Origin of the sequence: Iodobacter sp. BJB302, from assembly GCF_002735645.1 — a bacterium.
In the GTDB taxonomy this organism is placed as follows: Bacteria; Pseudomonadota; Gammaproteobacteria; order Burkholderiales; family Chitinibacteraceae; genus Iodobacter.
Genome location: NZ_PDZG01000026.1, coordinates 26,809 through 40,841 on the forward strand (window position 1 = coordinate 26,809; position 14,033 = coordinate 40,841).

The following is a 14,033-nucleotide window of genomic DNA, read 5'->3' on the forward strand; positions in this document are numbered from 1 at the left end:
TTTCCGCCGCTCATAGCACGGGGCTTAAATCTCCCCTTGAAGCACGCCGAAGCTAGGAACAAGCGGGGTGGGGCAGTCGTCAATTCGTGTTTGAGCGAAGCGAGTTGACACAACGCCACTGTCCGCAGTGAGGGGCCTTCGTGCTGGTCGGGGCGGCCTCTTTGCGTACTATGATTTCTGGCCGTTCAAGAAAGGGAGTCCCCTGCGGGGGATTCCCGCACCTAAATCAACGTGCCGAAGGCACTAAAAGGATTCATTATGCGTATCGTCATCGCCCTGGGCGGCAATGCTCTGCTTCGTCGAGGCGAAGCCATGAGTGCAGATAATCAGCGTGAAAACGTCATCATCGCCGCCCAACAAATCGCTAAAGTAGCGCCAGGCCATGAGCTGGTCATCGCCCACGGCAATGGCCCGCAAGTGGGGCTGCTCGCCTTACAAAATGCAGCATACAGCCAGGTCAGCCCCTATCCGCTCGATGTATTAGGCGCCGAAACCGAAGGCATGATCGGTTATATGATTGAGCAGGAGCTGGGCAATCTGCTGCCCGTCGAAACGCCTTTCGCCACCATTCTGACCCAGGTAGAAGTCGACGCTGCCGACCCAGCTTTTAAAAACCCGACCAAGCCCATCGGCCCGGTTTACAGCAAGGAAGACGCCGACAGACTCGCCAGCGAAAAAGGCTGGTCTATTGCCGCAGATGGCGACAAATTCCGCCGCGTGGTGGCCAGCCCAAGGCCTAAACGTATTTTTGAAATTCGCCCGGTAAAATGGCTGCTGGAGCACGGCACTATCGTGATTTGTGCGGGCGGAGGGGGGATTCCAACTTGCTACGATAAAGAAGGCAAATTACACGGCATTGAGGCGGTTATCGACAAAGACCTCTGCTCCGCACTGCTGGCAGAAGAGCTAAGCGCCGATTTGCTGGTGATTGCCACCGATGTAAGCGCCACGTTTATCGACTATGGTAAGCCCACCCAAAAAGCCATCGCCAGCGCCCATCCTGATGAATTAGAGCGCCTCGGCTTTGCCGCAGGTTCAATGGGCCCCAAGGTACAAGCCGCCTGCGAATTTGCCCACAATACCGGCAAAGTAGCCGTGATCGGCTCGCTCAGTGATATCGAAGCGATTGTGCAGGGCACGGCAGGCACGCGGGTTTCAATACTGGCAACCGAGCTGAGTTATCGTTGAGATTGATTGCGTCCTTCACTTCCATGCCGTAGCGCAAAGCGTTACGGCATCTCAATCCCCGCTAGTAAACTAGCCAACATCTCATCTGATTTTTGAAACTCCTGCCTTAGCCAATCCAAAAACACTAAACGCCGCTTATCTTGAGCAAACGGTTCTGCGGACAAAACAACATAGCTGGAGCCATCGGGCAGCAAGCCATAGGGGGCAATCAGGCGGCCATTTTTTAGCTCTTCTTCTATCATATAGGCCGAAGCAATCGCCACGCCTAGACCTGCCGTTGCAGCCTGCAGGCTTAAATAAAAATGCTCAAAATATAAATTTTGATGATTCGTTACGCCTTGCTGCGCCAGCCCCCCCCAACGCGCCCAAGCATCCGGGCGGGTACGGGTATGCAAAAGACGGCGGTGTTCAAGATGAATCTGCCCATCTTGCAGCTGCTCAGGCACGCACACAGGCCCCACTTTTTCCTGCCCTATTTCTTCAGAGTAACAATCTTTCCCCCAGTTGAAATCATTGCGCCTGATCGCTAAATCAATATGCCCGCCCTGAAAATCAACCACACCACCCGCCGTAAATAAATGCAGCTGAATCTCCGGATAACGAGTATGGAAATCGCTTAAACGAGGAATCAGCCAGCGCATGGCAATCGTCGGCTCACACGACACCACTAAGGGTCTGTCGTAAGGATTTCCCTTGAGTTTTTGCAATGTAATTGCCAGCTGTGCCAGCATCTCCTGGCAGGTATTTTTTAATAGCTCGCCTTCTCTGGTCAAAAAAATCGCCCGATTACGGCGCTCAAATAACAACACGCCAATGCTTTCTTCTAGTTGCTTAATTTGGCGGCTTACCGCTCCCTGAGTCACAAACAGCTCTTCTGAAGCGCGAATCAGGCTGAGATGACGCGCTGCGGCCTCAAAGACTCGCAAGGCATTAAGTGAAGGGATTCTGATGCTCATCGTTGAGTTTTTCTCATGTATTTTCATGAGCATAAATCGATTTTACTCAAACGACAAGACAGCCAAAATAAAGGAATAAATCGAAAAAGCTGAATTTAACTTTCTTTAGGACGAGCCAATGAATGAAATTTTTGCAGTTGCCCTGATCACTATTCTTGCTGTCATCAGCCCCGGCGCTGATTTTGCAATGGTCACTCGTAATAGCTATCTTTATGGGCGAAAAGCCGGCTTATTGGCTGCGCTGGGGATTGCCTTGGGTGTGCAAATCCATGTGATGTACACCATGCTGGGCGTGGGGCTAATCATTTCACAATCTCCCGCATTGTTTACCGCCATCAAAATAGCGGGCGCTATTTACTTGATTTATATCGGTTACACCACGTTCACCAACAAAAGCAAACTTAATATAGATTTAAGCGCAGATGCGGGTTTAAGCCCTTTTGCTGCATTAAGAAACGGTTTTCTAACTAATGCGCTTAACCCTAAAACCACACTGTTTGTGGTGAGCACCTACACCCAAGTTGTAAACCCAAGCACCCCGCTGGCGCAGCAAATTGCCTATGGCTTATTTATGTCTCTAGCACACGGCCTGTGGTTTTCGCTCGTGGCGCTGTTTTTCTCTCACCCAACCTTAAGATCCACCATGATTAGTGGACAAAGCCTGCTCAATAAAATCATCGGCAGCGCCCTGCTTGGGCTGGGTGTATCGCTTGCCTTTGCACCGCATTAATATCGTGCAACAGCACAAGCATTTAATTAAAAGTAACGACCCAAGCTTACGGAAAAACACCGTGTTATCCGTGGTTCAAATCTTGGGTTTTGCTACATAACACCCGTCAATTAAAACGAACCCGGCGTGTTGGCGCTGATGACTTCGGCAGCGCCATCGCCGATATTGCGAAAACGATGCGGTAAGTTGCTGGGAAAATAATAGCCATCCCCCGCCTGCAAAAGATGCACCTGCCCGTCTATGGTCAGCTCCATCTGGCCGCTAACCAGCACACCGCACTCCTGCCCCTCATGCTGCAGCATCTCACTGCCAGTATCGGCCCCTGGCTGATATTGCTCGCGCAGCAAACCAATAAGCCTGTCTGCTACTCCTGCCCCAACCAAATGCATATTCACACCTGCATTGCCTAAATTGGGCTGGGTGCCTGCGGGGAAAATATAGCTGGGCGCGGTGCTCTCCTGCTCAAAAGTAAAAAATTCCGCCAGAGTCATCGGAAACCCTTCCAGCAGTTTTTTTAAAGAGCTAACCGACGGGCTAACCCGGTTTTGCTCAATCAAAGACACCGTGGCATTGGTCAGCCCCGCCCGCTTGGCTAATTCGCGCTGAGATAAAGCAAACCGGCCCCGCACTACTTTAAGCCTTGCCCCAACATCCATTGGCTTTGCCCGTTCAAAATAATCAACACACTCTAAAAATATGCCATGCCCGGCCAATTAGCCAGAAAGGCGGCTAACTTTTTGCTGCAGCACCACAAAACAGACACGCCGGGCAATATTGCGCGTACAGGAAAATAATTACAGCCAGAATAAGCGCAAAAGCTTGTCAAATATAATTAACGAACTAAGCTTAAATCTATATAGGGTGGGAGTCGTCTGTGCCTGCTCTGTGCATCACATGCAAACCGGGGCCTGTTATGACTCAGCCTGTTATTGGTATTCCCTGCTGTCGCTGGTGGTTAAAAGACAGCCATTTTTTTCACCTTGCGGGTGAAAAATATATTCATGCTGCGCTGGCTGCGGGTGGTATTCCGCTGCTGATCCCTGCCCTTGGTGACGCCAGCCAGATTGCGCAAATATTAGGCAGCATTGATGGCCTGCTGCTGACCGGCAGCCAATCCAATATCGAGCCGCAGCACTACCACGGCAAGCTTTTAGAAGATGATTTTAACGACCCGCAAAGAGACGCCACCACCCTGCCCATGATTCGTGCTGCGGTGGCTTCAGACATCCCCGTATTTGGAATATGCCGTGGTGCACAGGAAATGAATGTGGCCTTTGGCGGCACGCTGGAACAAGCCGTCCACCAGCAGACAGGCATGCTGGATCACCGCGAAAAAGACGGCAGTACCGATGAAATGTACGAGGAAGCACACGATATTCAGCTGGTATCCGGAGGCCTGCTGGAGCAGCTCTACGGCCAGAACACAGCCAGAGTGAATTCACTGCACCACCAGGGCGTGGCAAAACTTGCCGACAAACTGCAAGCCGAAGCCCTCGCCCCCGATGGCCTGATCGAAGCCTTCAGCGTCAAAAACGCCGCCTTCGCAATTGCAGTGCAATGGCACCCGGAGTGGAAATTCCAAAACAATCCGCTGTCCCTCGCCCTGCTGGCAGGCTTCGGCGCCGCCTGCAAAAAACGCCACCTGGCGAGGATGCTTAGCAACTGATGTTCCGCAACCCAAATACTGAACCACGGAGGGCACAGAGAACACGGAGTTTCACGGAGAAAACAAGGCTTGAATTAAGCTGCTTTGTAGGTTTTAAGTATTTTAAAACCCAGCAATTAGGATTCGTATCACGACTGGTCGCACTGGGCTTAAATCCCCCCTTGAAACACGCCGTAGCGAGGAACAAGCGGGGCGGGGTTTCGGCCAGGGAGCGAGGCAGCGAGCCAATCCCGCCCGCCGCCGACTCGATTGTCCGCAGCGAAGGGGCCTTCGTGTTTCGTGGGGTCGCCTTCTTTGCTTACTTTCTTGGCGAAGCAAGAAAGTGAGGCCCACGCGGGGGACTCCCGCACCTAAACACCGTGCCGAAGGCACTAAAAATAACGGTTTTAGAGTTTTCTTGATGCAATAAAACACCCAACCCAACAAAGCCACCACCATGTCTCAATCCACAAACCTAGCGCTTCAAAGCTTCCGACCATCCAGCACCACCATGCGGGCGTTTGGGCAGGCGAAAGTGCGCGTGCAACACACCAGAAATACCGCACAGCCACTGCTCATATACATGATCAGCAGTCTGATGCAGAGCCGCTACTTTTTCATCCAGATGATGCAGAATCTGCGCCTCGCTTTGCACCGAGCTTTGCCCCTGCCACTGCTGCAACACCTGTCTGTCCTCGGCGCACCACTGGCGAATACTTTGCGCGGTCACTTCCAGATGCGATTGCAAGCCCAGATGCGGGCCCAGTGCAAAGCCTTTATTCATGCAGTAATAGCCAAACAGCGTGCGCTTAGCACCGCGCGGCACTTCAAAGGTATCGAAGTGCCAGTGAAACATATCCAGCTCACGCTTCTCGCCCATCCATTGGCGCGACTCATCAAACTTGGTCACCAGCACCTTGCCCCAGCCGATTTGCGGCACCGTATTACGACGTACCTGGCCCCCCAGGCTTTTGGATAACAGCTGCCCGCCAAAGCAATGACCAAGAATCGGGCGCTCCAGCCTTAAAGCATCCTTAAGCAGAGCCTCCTCTCTTTTAATCCAGGCCAGGCCATCGTTCACCCCCGCATTGGAGCCTAAAACCACCACACCACTAAATTCGGCAGCACAACGAGGAGGTGTATCCCCTGCATCAATCGCAAAAACACGATAGGGAATGGCATGCTTTTCTAAAAAAGCCTGTAAATATCCAGGCCCCTGAATCGCTTCATGACGACAGATTGCAATGGGCTTCACGACGGATTTCCAAAGGAGTAATCGACACATCAAGCCTAAGCAATCCCAAAGAAAGAAACCGTAAAAACACACAGAGCTGTTATTAAATTTCTATAAAAATGCCCGCTTAACGAAGTGCTCAAACACGGAGTCAACCATGAGCTTAATCAGCGACTGGCTGCGAGAACGTCGAATCACTGAAGTTGAATGTGTCACGCCCGATTTCACCGGCATTGCCCGCGGCAAAATCGTGCCCAAAGAAAAATTCAGCGAAGACGAAGGCATGCGCCTGCCCGTTACCGTACTGGTGCAAACCGTAACCGGTGAATACGCCGAACACATCACCCCCATCACCGATCCCGATATGCTGCTGATTCCGGATCCCAACACCATCCGCATTATTCCTTGGGCAAAAGACCCGGTGGCGCAGGTGATACACGATTGCTTTCATTTTGACGGCACGCCGGTTGAGCTATCACCCCGCTATGTGCTGCGCCGCGTGCTCAAGCTCTACGAAGACCGTGGCTGGAAGCCGGTGGTTGCCCCTGAAATGGAATTTTATCTGGTCGATATCAACCGTGATCCGGATCTGCCCTTGCAACCGCCCGTGGGCCGCACCGGCCGCCCGGAAACCGGCCGAAAAGCCTATTCTGTAGACGCAGTGAATGAATATGACGACCTGTTCGAAGATGTTTACGACTATTGCGATGCACAAGGCCTGCAGATAGACACGCTGATCCACGAAATTGGCGCTTGCCAGATGGAAATCAACTTCTTGCACGGTGATGCGCTGGAGCTGGCCGATCAGGTGTTTCTGTTTAAACGTACCGTCAGAGAAGCGGCCATCCGCCACAATATGTACGCCACTTTTATGGCCAAACCCATGGAAAACGAGCCAGGCTCGGCCATGCATATTCATATGAGCGTAGTGGATGAAGTCAGCGGCCAGAATGTGTTTTCTAATGTGGACGGCACGCCCAGCGAGGTGTTTTATCAATCGGTAGCGGGCATGCAAAAATACTTCCCTCAAGTGATTGCGCTGTTCGCCCCCTTTGTAAACAGCTACCGCCGCCTGACCCGCTACTACGCAGCGCCCATCAATGTGCAATGGGGCTTTGATAATCGCACCTGCGGCATACGCGTGCCGCACTCCGACCCCATCGCCCGCCGCATAGAAAACCGCCTGCCCGGCGTGGATTGCAACCCCTACCTGGCCCTGGCCGCCACATTGGCCTGCGCCTGGCTGGGCATAGAAGAGCAGCTTACCCCCAGCGAGCCCCTCACAGGCGACGCCTACACCCTGCCCTTCGCCTTCCCCAGAGGTCTGGATGCCGCCACACAAATCCTAAGCGACTGCAAACCCATAGCCGCCGTCCTGGGCGAGCCCTTTATCAAAGCCTATTGCGCAGTAAAAGAAGCCGAATACGTGGAATACGCAAGAGTCATCAGCCCATGGGAAAGAAAACATTTACTGCTGCATGTGTGATGGCTGGTGGACCGTGAAAACCCAAATCTTTAACCACGGAGGGCACAGAGAACACGGAGTTTCACGGAGGAAAAGCTTTTAGAGTTGAGCCGAGTCTTAGGTTTTTAATTGTTTCAAACACTGAAAAATAAATTTATATCACGACTCACAGCAAGGGGCTTTTACCCTCCCCTGAAAACACGCCGAGCGAGGAACAAGCGGGGCGGGGTAGTCGTCAATTCGTGTTTGAGCGAAGCGAGTTGACACAACGCCACTGTCCACAGCGAGGGGCCTTCGTGTTTTAGGGGTCGCCTTCTTTGGCTTCGTTTCTTGGCGAAGCAAGAAAGTAAGTCCCACGCGGGGGATTCCCGCACCTGAACACCGGGCCGAAGGCTCTAAAAAATACAGTTTTTGACTTTAATTAACGCACATGGGCACACACCCCACCCCGCAACAAGGAGACACCCGATGAATCCGAATCCCATCAGCCCGGGCCACTCCAGCCCTGGCCGCAGCACGGCACAATACCAGGCGCTGGATGCCGCCCACCATATCCATCCCTTCTCGGATACTGCCGCGCTCAACGCCCATGGCTCGCGGGTGATTACCCATGCCGAGGGGATTTATTTATTTGATTCAGAAGGGAATAAAATTTTTGACGCCATGAGCGGGCTTTGGTGCGTCAATATCGGCTACGGCAGGCAGGAGCTGGCCGAAGCGGCTTACCAGCAAATGCTGCAACTGCCCTTTTACAATACCTTTTTTAAAACCACCCACCCGCCGGTGATCGAGCTGTCCAGCCTGCTGGCACAAGTGGCCCCCGAAGGCTTTAATCACGTTTTTTATACTAATTCCGGCTCCGAAGGAAACGACACCATTATCCGCATGGTGCGCCACTACTGGGCCCTGCTCGGCCAGCCGCAAAAGAAAACCATCATCGCCCGCGAAAACGGCTATCACGGCTCCACCATAGGCGGGGCCAGCCTCGGCGGCATGCACTATATGCACGAGCAAGGCGATTTACCGATTCCCGGCATTGCCCATATCGAGCAGCCCTACTGGTACGCCAATGGCGGTGAGCTTAGCCCCGGGGAATACGGACTAAAAGCCGCAAGGGCGCTGGAGCAAAAGATTCTGGAGCTGGGCGTGGAAAACGTAGCGGCTTTTATTGGCGAGCCGGTGCAAGGCGCAGGCGGAATTATTATTCCGCCCTCCACCTACTGGCCGGAAATCCAGCGCATTTGCGATCAGTACGGCATTTTGCTGATCGCCGACGAAGTGATCTGCGGTTTTGGCCGCACCGGCTCATGGTTTGGCAGCCAGCACTACGGCATACGCCCGCATTTAATGACCATCGCCAAAGGCTTAAGCTCTGGCTATATCCCGATTGGCGGTGTGTTAGTCCACGATATTGTGGCCAAAGTGCTGACAGAAGGCGGCGATTTTAACCACGGCTTTACCTATTCCGGCCACCCGGTCGCCTGCGCGGTGGCAGCTACCAATATCCGCATCCTGCAAAAAGAACGCATTATCGAGCGCATGAATGAAGACGTCGCCCCCTACGCCGCCCGGCTCTGGCACGACGCTTTCGACAATCACCCTCTGGTAGACGACGTGCGCAGCCTGGGCTTTTTCTTTGCACTTACCCTGGTGGAAGACAAAGCCAGCCGCAAGCGTTTCGAGCACGGCAGCAGCATGGCCCTGCGCTGCCGCGATATCTGCCTGAAAAACCAGCTGGTCATGCGCGCCACCGGCGACAGCATGATCGCCGCCCCGCCACTGGTCATGACCCGCGCACAGGCAGAAGAATTTGTGAGACTGGCCAAGCAATGCATTGATGAATATGCGCGGGAGCTGGGAGTTTTATAAAGCTGGTGCGCACAAATCTTGAACCACAGAGAACACGGAGGACACAGAGTTCCACGGAGAAAACCGAGGAAAAATGATCCGTTTTTTGTGCCTTTCGTGTTTTTCTTGGATACCTGCTTTATTTTAGCGTCCCTGAGTAATTACGTATTTTCATTCGCAAACAACACTGTAAATGTAATTACCTCGCAATCGGCATAGGGCTTTTGCCCTCCCCTGAAAACACGCCGAGCGAGGAACAAGCGGGGTGGGGTCGTCGTCAATTCGTGTTTGAGCGTAGCGAGTTGAATTGACGCCACCTCGATTGTCCGCAGCGAGGAGCTTTCGTGTTTTAGGGGGCGCCTTCTTTGGCTTCGTTTCTTGGCGACGCAAGAAAGGAAGGTCCAGCGGGACGCCCGCACCAAAATCAACGTGCCGTAGGCACTAAAAAGGTCTTTTTGACTTTGATTAGTATCTATGGAGTAAAACCCGCCCTACATTTCGCGATGAGAGTAAAAATGGACAACTGGAATGATCGCCGCCTTGCCGCTACCCCTCGTGGCGTGGGCATCAGCACGCAAGTTTTTATCGCCAAAGCTAAGAATGCCGAGGTTTGGGATATAGACGGGCGGCGTTATATCGACTTTGCCGCCGGCATTGCGGTGCTCAATACCGGCCATTTGCATCCCAAGGTTAAAGCGGCGGTAAGCGAGCAGCTGGATGCGTTTTCGCATAGCTGCTATCAGGTCATGCCTTATACCGGCTATGTGGCGCTGGCTGAAAAGCTGAACCAGCTCGCCCCCATCAGCGGCCCGTGCAAAAGCTTTTTCCTGACCACAGGCGCTGAAGCCGTAGAAAACGCCATCAAGATTGCCCGCGTGGCCACAGGGCGAGCGGGCGTGATCGCTTTTTCTGGCGGATTTCATGGCCGAACGCTGATGGGCATGGCGCTGACCGGCAAGGTGGCCCCCTATAAAATCGGCTTTGGCCCCTTTCCCGCCGATGTTTACCACGCGCCTTTTCCATCTGGAGAGATCAGCAGCAGCGCGGCTTTGGCCTGCCTAAAAGCGCTTTTTAAAAGCAGCGTGGACCCAAAACGCATCGCTGCCATGATTATCGAACCCGAGCAAGGCGAAGGCGGCTTTTACCCCGCACCGCGCGAGTTTATGCAAGGCTTGCGGCAAGTTTGTGATGAGCACGGCATTTTGCTGATCGCAGATGAAATTCAAACCGGCTTTGCCCGCACCGGCAAACTGTTTGCGATGGAGCATTTCGATGCTGAGCCTGATTTAATCACCGTGGCCAAATCCTTAGCAGGCGGCTTTCCGCTTTCCGGCGTGATTGGCAGGGCTGAGCTCATGGATGCCGCAGCCCCCGGCGGCCTTGGCGGCACTTACGGCGGCAGCCCGATCGGCATTGCCGCTGCGCTGGCGGTGCTGGAAATTATCGAAGAAGAACAACTCTGCAGCCGTGCCAATCTCATCGGCAGAAAAATCAAAGCCTGCCTAGAAAGCTTAAAACCCGGCACCCCGCAAATCCACGACATCCGCGGCCTTGGAGCTATGGTGGCGGTAGAATTCACCGAAAACGGCCAGCCATCCCCCGAATTCACCACAAAAGTAAAAACACAAGCGCAAAACTTAGGCTTGATCCTGCTCAGCTGCGGGATGTACGGTAACGTCATCCGCTTCCTATGCCCGCTCACCATAGAAGACAGCGTGCTGGATGAAGCTTTGGAGATGCTGGTGCAGGCGATCAAGAGCGCTTAAAACGTCTGTAGACACAGAAATCCATGAGAACACAGAGCACACCGAGAAAACCCAAATCTTTAACCATGGAGGCCACAGAGAATACGGAGTTTAACGGAGGAAACCAGTTTTTAAACTTCAACCTATGCAAAACTTGTTAACAGCGCGACTCGTTGCACGGGGCTTAAGAGTCCCCTTGAAGCACGCCGAAACGAGGAACAAGCGGGGCGGGGTTTCGGCGAGGATGTTTGAGCGAAGCGAGTCCCGCAGCCGCCGACTCGATTGTCCGCAGTGAGGGGCCTTCGTGCTGGTCGGGGCGGCCTTCTTTGCTTACTTTCTTGGCCGTTCAAGAAAGTAAGTCCCCAGCGGGGGATTCCCGCACAAAAACCAACGTGCCGAAGGCACAAAATAGATCTTTTTTTCTTAGTAAACGCAGCGCAGCGCCATGGCGGGTTACGGCCGAAAAAGATCCGCCCCCCTAATAACCATCGAGAGCGACCTAACCCACCCTACGGTACATTTGTATATTTCAACTTGTGTGGATACTTTTGCCCGCAGAGGCTACCGCTCTTAAACACCCTGCCGAAGGCACTTAAACCCCCTTCACGCGTGGGCACAGTCCCCACCCAACAAAGGAAACCCCATGCTCCACCTCAACAACCCTGCCCTGTTAAAACAAGCCTGCTATATCAACGGCCAGTGGCAGGATGCTGCAGAGAAAATCGCGGTCACTAACCCCGCCACCGGGGAAATCATCGGGCATATTCCTAAGATGGGCACGGCAGAAACGGCCCAGGCCATTGCCGCCGCCAAGCTCGCCATGCCTGCCTGGCGACAGAAAACAGCCAAAGAGCGCAGCGCGATTTTGCGCCGCTGGTTTGAGCTGATGCTGGCTAATCAGGAAGACCTCGCGCAAATCTTAAGCGCCGAGCAAGGCAAACCATTGGCCGAAGCGCGTGGCGAAATTGCCTATGGAGCCAGCTTTATCGAGTGGTTTAGCGAAGAAGCCAAACGCGTTTACGGCGATGTGATTGCCGCGCCACAAGCCGACAAACGCATGCTGGTGATCAAACAAGCTATTGGCGTGGTAGCCGCCATTACGCCCTGGAATTTCCCCAATGCCATGATCACCCGCAAGGCTGGGCCAGCGCTGGCGGCAGGCTGCGCCATGGTGCTTAAACCCGCCACACAAACGCCTTTTTCTGCGCTGGCACTGGCCGTATTAGCCACAGAGGCAGGCATTCCCGCTGGCGTATTTAACGTGATTACCGGCACCGCCAGCCAGATTGGCGGCGAGCTGACCAGGAACCCCGATGTGGCCAAGCTCAGCTTTACCGGCTCCACCGATATCGGCAAATTGCTAATGCGCGAGTGCGCCAATACAGTAAAAAAAGTCTCGCTGGAGCTGGGCGGCAATGCGCCCTTTGTAGTGTTTGACGACGCCGATCTGGACGCCGCTGTAGAAGGCGCCATGATCTCCAAATTTCGCAACGCCGGGCAAACCTGCGTCTGCGCCAACCGCATCTATGTGCAAGAAAGCGTTTTTGATGCCTTTGCCGCCAAACTCAGCACAGCAGTAAGCCAGCTCAAAGTCGGCGTTGGCACGGAAGAAGGCGTGACCCAAGGCCCGCTGATTGATGAAAAAGCGGTGCAAAAAGTGGAAGAACATATCAAGGATGCGCTGGAGCAGGGCGCAACACTGGCGCTGGGCGGCAAGCGCCATGCGCTGGGGCATAGCTTTTTTGAGCCAACCGTTTTACTGAATGTCAGCGCCAAAATGAAAGTGGCCCGCGAAGAAACCTTCGGCCCGCTCGCACCACTATTTAGATTTAGCAGTGAAGCAGAGCTGATCCGGCTGGCCAACGATACCGAATTTGGCCTTGCCAGCTATTTTTACAGCCGCGACATCGGCCGCATCTGGCGCGTCGCCGAAGCGCTGGAATACGGCATGGTGGGCATCAACACCGGCATGATCTCCAACGAGCTAGCGCCCTTTGGCGGGATAAAACAATCGGGCCTAGGCCGGGAAGGCTCTAAATACGGCATCGAAGATTATATTGCTATCAAATACCTGTGCATGGGCGGGATTGATCGCTGATTGATATTCCACCGCAAAACCCGCTCTTGAAACACAGCGTTTCACAGAAAAAAAACCTGAATCCCATGACTGAGCAGACATAAAACGCCTGCAATTACCTTGGCAAAATTGAGGGAGGGGCCAATTAAATTTAACTGACCTTTTTGAACAAAGCGACAACATCGACAAGCTGTTGCCTGACCCAAATATGGGCAGGGTCGCTGTGGAAGCGCTCGTGCCAGATCATGGCGGGCAACAAGGGCGCAACTTGTAGCGGCAGATCCAGCAGCGCGAGCGGAAGCCTTTTCGCAAGCAGGCGTGCCAAACGGCCCGGCAAGGTGAGAATCATATCGCTATCCGCCACCAGCATTGCACCAGCAAGAAAGTGAGGCACTCGCAACGCGACGTGGCGAGTGCCCCCCATTTTCGAGAGCGCAACTTCAACCGTGCTCTCTCCCACACCAGAAATGGTCACGGTGATGTGGCGCAAGGCCAAATACCGCTCCAAACTGAGTCCGCCTGCCACAGGGTGACCAGACCTCACCACACACACCAGACTATCGGTGTAAAGGCCGCGCCGATGGAGACTGCCTGGCAGTGCATCGAAAATACCCAGAGCCAGATCTGCATCCCCCTGCTCAACAAGCCGCACATTGTCCCCAATGGATTGCGCGATATGGAGACTTAGCGCAGGCGCATGGCGCTCGAAGCGGGCAATTAAACCAGCAAGGACGATGAGGCTCAGATGGTCGTGAGCGGCAATCGTGATCCGACCCGTTGCAGAGGCAGGGTCAAAAACGGCAGGCGAGACGATGCCCCGGGCATCGTCCAGCAGCTTAGTTACTGGACCTGCCAGCGCCTCACCGCGTGGCGTCAGCTCCAACCCAAGTTTGCCGCGAACCACCAAACGATCACCCAGCATCTTGCGCAGCCGCCCCAGTGCGCGGCTTGCGGCCGGTTGGCTTAAGCCCAGACGCAGGCCAGCCTGGGTGACACTTCGCTCCCGAACGAGTGCTTCGAACAGCTTTAACAGGTTGAGATCGACGGCAGATAAATCCACTTGGCGCATTATCGCTATGCCTTTCATGTTATTGATGCATGTTGAGCAATCATCCATCCTTGTGCTTCATCTGAAAAGGAGATTT

At 53.9% G+C, this 14,033-nt stretch carries 11 protein-coding genes; 7 read left to right on the forward strand and 4 right to left on the reverse strand.

Going from position 1 to position 14,033, the window contains the following annotated elements:
• The first annotated feature begins 258 nt into the window (after window positions 1–258).
• Entirely contained in the window at window positions 259–1,188 is a 930-nt protein-coding gene (arcC, locus tag CSQ88_RS10195) for a carbamate kinase (RefSeq protein ID WP_099398000.1), read from the forward strand.
• Between the two features lie 41 nt (window positions 1,189–1,229).
• On the opposite strand, the gene CSQ88_RS10200 is transcribed toward arcC, so the two are convergent.
• Window positions 1,230–2,144 carry a LysR substrate-binding domain-containing protein gene (locus CSQ88_RS10200; protein WP_099398001.1) on the reverse strand — a complete coding sequence of 305 codons (915 nt, stop codon included), beginning with the start codon at window positions 2,142–2,144 and terminating at the stop codon, window positions 1,230–1,232.
• Between the two features lie 118 nt (window positions 2,145–2,262).
• Here CSQ88_RS10200 and CSQ88_RS10205 point away from each other — a divergent pair, with 118 nt between their 5' ends.
• Complete coding sequence (locus CSQ88_RS10205; RefSeq protein WP_099398002.1) at window positions 2,263–2,874, forward strand: LysE family transporter; 612 nt, start codon at window positions 2,263–2,265, stop codon at window positions 2,872–2,874.
• Window positions 2,875–2,984: 110 nt separating this feature from the next.
• Here CSQ88_RS10205 and CSQ88_RS10210 read toward each other — a convergent pair whose 3' ends face one another.
• Window positions 2,985–3,530, reverse strand: a complete 546-nt coding sequence (locus CSQ88_RS10210; RefSeq protein WP_099398024.1) for a cupin domain-containing protein — start codon at window positions 3,528–3,530, stop codon at window positions 2,985–2,987.
• Between the two features lie 257 nt (window positions 3,531–3,787).
• On the opposite strand from CSQ88_RS10210, the gene CSQ88_RS10215 reads away from it, so the two are divergent.
• The gene (locus tag CSQ88_RS10215; RefSeq protein ID WP_099398003.1) at window positions 3,788–4,540 is read left to right on the forward strand and encodes a gamma-glutamyl-gamma-aminobutyrate hydrolase family protein; all 753 of its coding nucleotides are present in this window, start codon (window positions 3,788–3,790) and stop codon (window positions 4,538–4,540) included.
• 454 nt (window positions 4,541–4,994) lie between these two features.
• Here CSQ88_RS10215 and CSQ88_RS10225 read toward each other — a convergent pair whose 3' ends face one another.
• The gene (locus CSQ88_RS10225) at window positions 4,995–5,774 is read right to left on the reverse strand and encodes a type 1 glutamine amidotransferase (protein ID WP_166827438.1); all 780 of its coding nucleotides are present in this window, start codon (window positions 5,772–5,774) and stop codon (window positions 4,995–4,997) included.
• A 136-nt stretch (window positions 5,775–5,910) separates the two neighbouring features.
• On the opposite strand from CSQ88_RS10225, the gene CSQ88_RS10230 reads away from it, so the two are divergent.
• The 4 genes from CSQ88_RS10230 to gabD all read left to right on the forward strand — a co-directional run bounded on the left by CSQ88_RS10230 (window position 5,911) and on the right by gabD (window position 12,909).
• On the forward strand, window positions 5,911–7,239 hold the full coding sequence (locus CSQ88_RS10230) for a glutamine synthetase family protein (RefSeq protein ID WP_099398006.1): 1,329 nt from the start codon (window positions 5,911–5,913) through the stop codon (window positions 7,237–7,239).
• A 447-nt stretch (window positions 7,240–7,686) separates the two neighbouring features.
• Window positions 7,687–9,087, forward strand: a complete 1,401-nt coding sequence (locus tag CSQ88_RS10235) for an aspartate aminotransferase family protein (protein ID WP_099398007.1) — start codon at window positions 7,687–7,689, stop codon at window positions 9,085–9,087.
• A 494-nt stretch (window positions 9,088–9,581) separates the two neighbouring features.
• Window positions 9,582–10,832, forward strand: a complete 1,251-nt coding sequence (gabT, locus tag CSQ88_RS10240; protein WP_099398025.1) for a 4-aminobutyrate--2-oxoglutarate transaminase — start codon at window positions 9,582–9,584, stop codon at window positions 10,830–10,832.
• A 622-nt stretch (window positions 10,833–11,454) separates the two neighbouring features.
• The gene (gene gabD, locus CSQ88_RS10245; protein ID WP_099398008.1) at window positions 11,455–12,909 is read left to right on the forward strand and encodes an NADP-dependent succinate-semialdehyde dehydrogenase; all 1,455 of its coding nucleotides are present in this window, start codon (window positions 11,455–11,457) and stop codon (window positions 12,907–12,909) included.
• Between the two features lie 130 nt (window positions 12,910–13,039).
• Here gabD and CSQ88_RS10250 read toward each other — a convergent pair whose 3' ends face one another.
• A complete protein-coding gene (locus tag CSQ88_RS10250; RefSeq protein ID WP_099398009.1) occupies window positions 13,040–13,957 on the reverse strand; it encodes a LysR family transcriptional regulator in 918 nt (305 codons plus the stop codon).
• Window positions 13,958–14,033 lie beyond the last annotated feature (76 nt).

What these genes read in the sequence shown, in the direction of transcription:
- arcC (WP_099398000.1), top strand. Translation starts at nt 259, where the DNA reads ATGCGTATCGTCATCGCCCTGGGCGGCAATGCTCTGCTTCGTCGAGGC.
- CSQ88_RS10200 (WP_099398001.1), bottom strand. Translation starts at nt 2,144, where the DNA reads ATGAGCATCAGAATCCCTTCACTTAATGCCTTGCGAGTCTTTGAGGCC.
- CSQ88_RS10205 (WP_099398002.1), top strand. Translation starts at nt 2,263, where the DNA reads ATGAATGAAATTTTTGCAGTTGCCCTGATCACTATTCTTGCTGTCATC.
- CSQ88_RS10210 (WP_099398024.1), bottom strand. Translation starts at nt 3,530, where the DNA reads ATGGATGTTGGGGCAAGGCTTAAAGTAGTGCGGGGCCGGTTTGCTTTA.
- CSQ88_RS10215 (WP_099398003.1), top strand. Translation starts at nt 3,788, where the DNA reads ATGACTCAGCCTGTTATTGGTATTCCCTGCTGTCGCTGGTGGTTAAAA.
- CSQ88_RS10230 (WP_099398006.1), top strand. Translation starts at nt 5,911, where the DNA reads ATGAGCTTAATCAGCGACTGGCTGCGAGAACGTCGAATCACTGAAGTT.
- CSQ88_RS10235 (WP_099398007.1), top strand. Translation starts at nt 7,687, where the DNA reads ATGAATCCGAATCCCATCAGCCCGGGCCACTCCAGCCCTGGCCGCAGC.
- gabT (WP_099398025.1), top strand. Translation starts at nt 9,582, where the DNA reads ATGGACAACTGGAATGATCGCCGCCTTGCCGCTACCCCTCGTGGCGTG.
- gabD (WP_099398008.1), top strand. Translation starts at nt 11,455, where the DNA reads ATGCTCCACCTCAACAACCCTGCCCTGTTAAAACAAGCCTGCTATATC.
- CSQ88_RS10250 (WP_099398009.1), bottom strand. Translation starts at nt 13,957, where the DNA reads ATGCGCCAAGTGGATTTATCTGCCGTCGATCTCAACCTGTTAAAGCTG.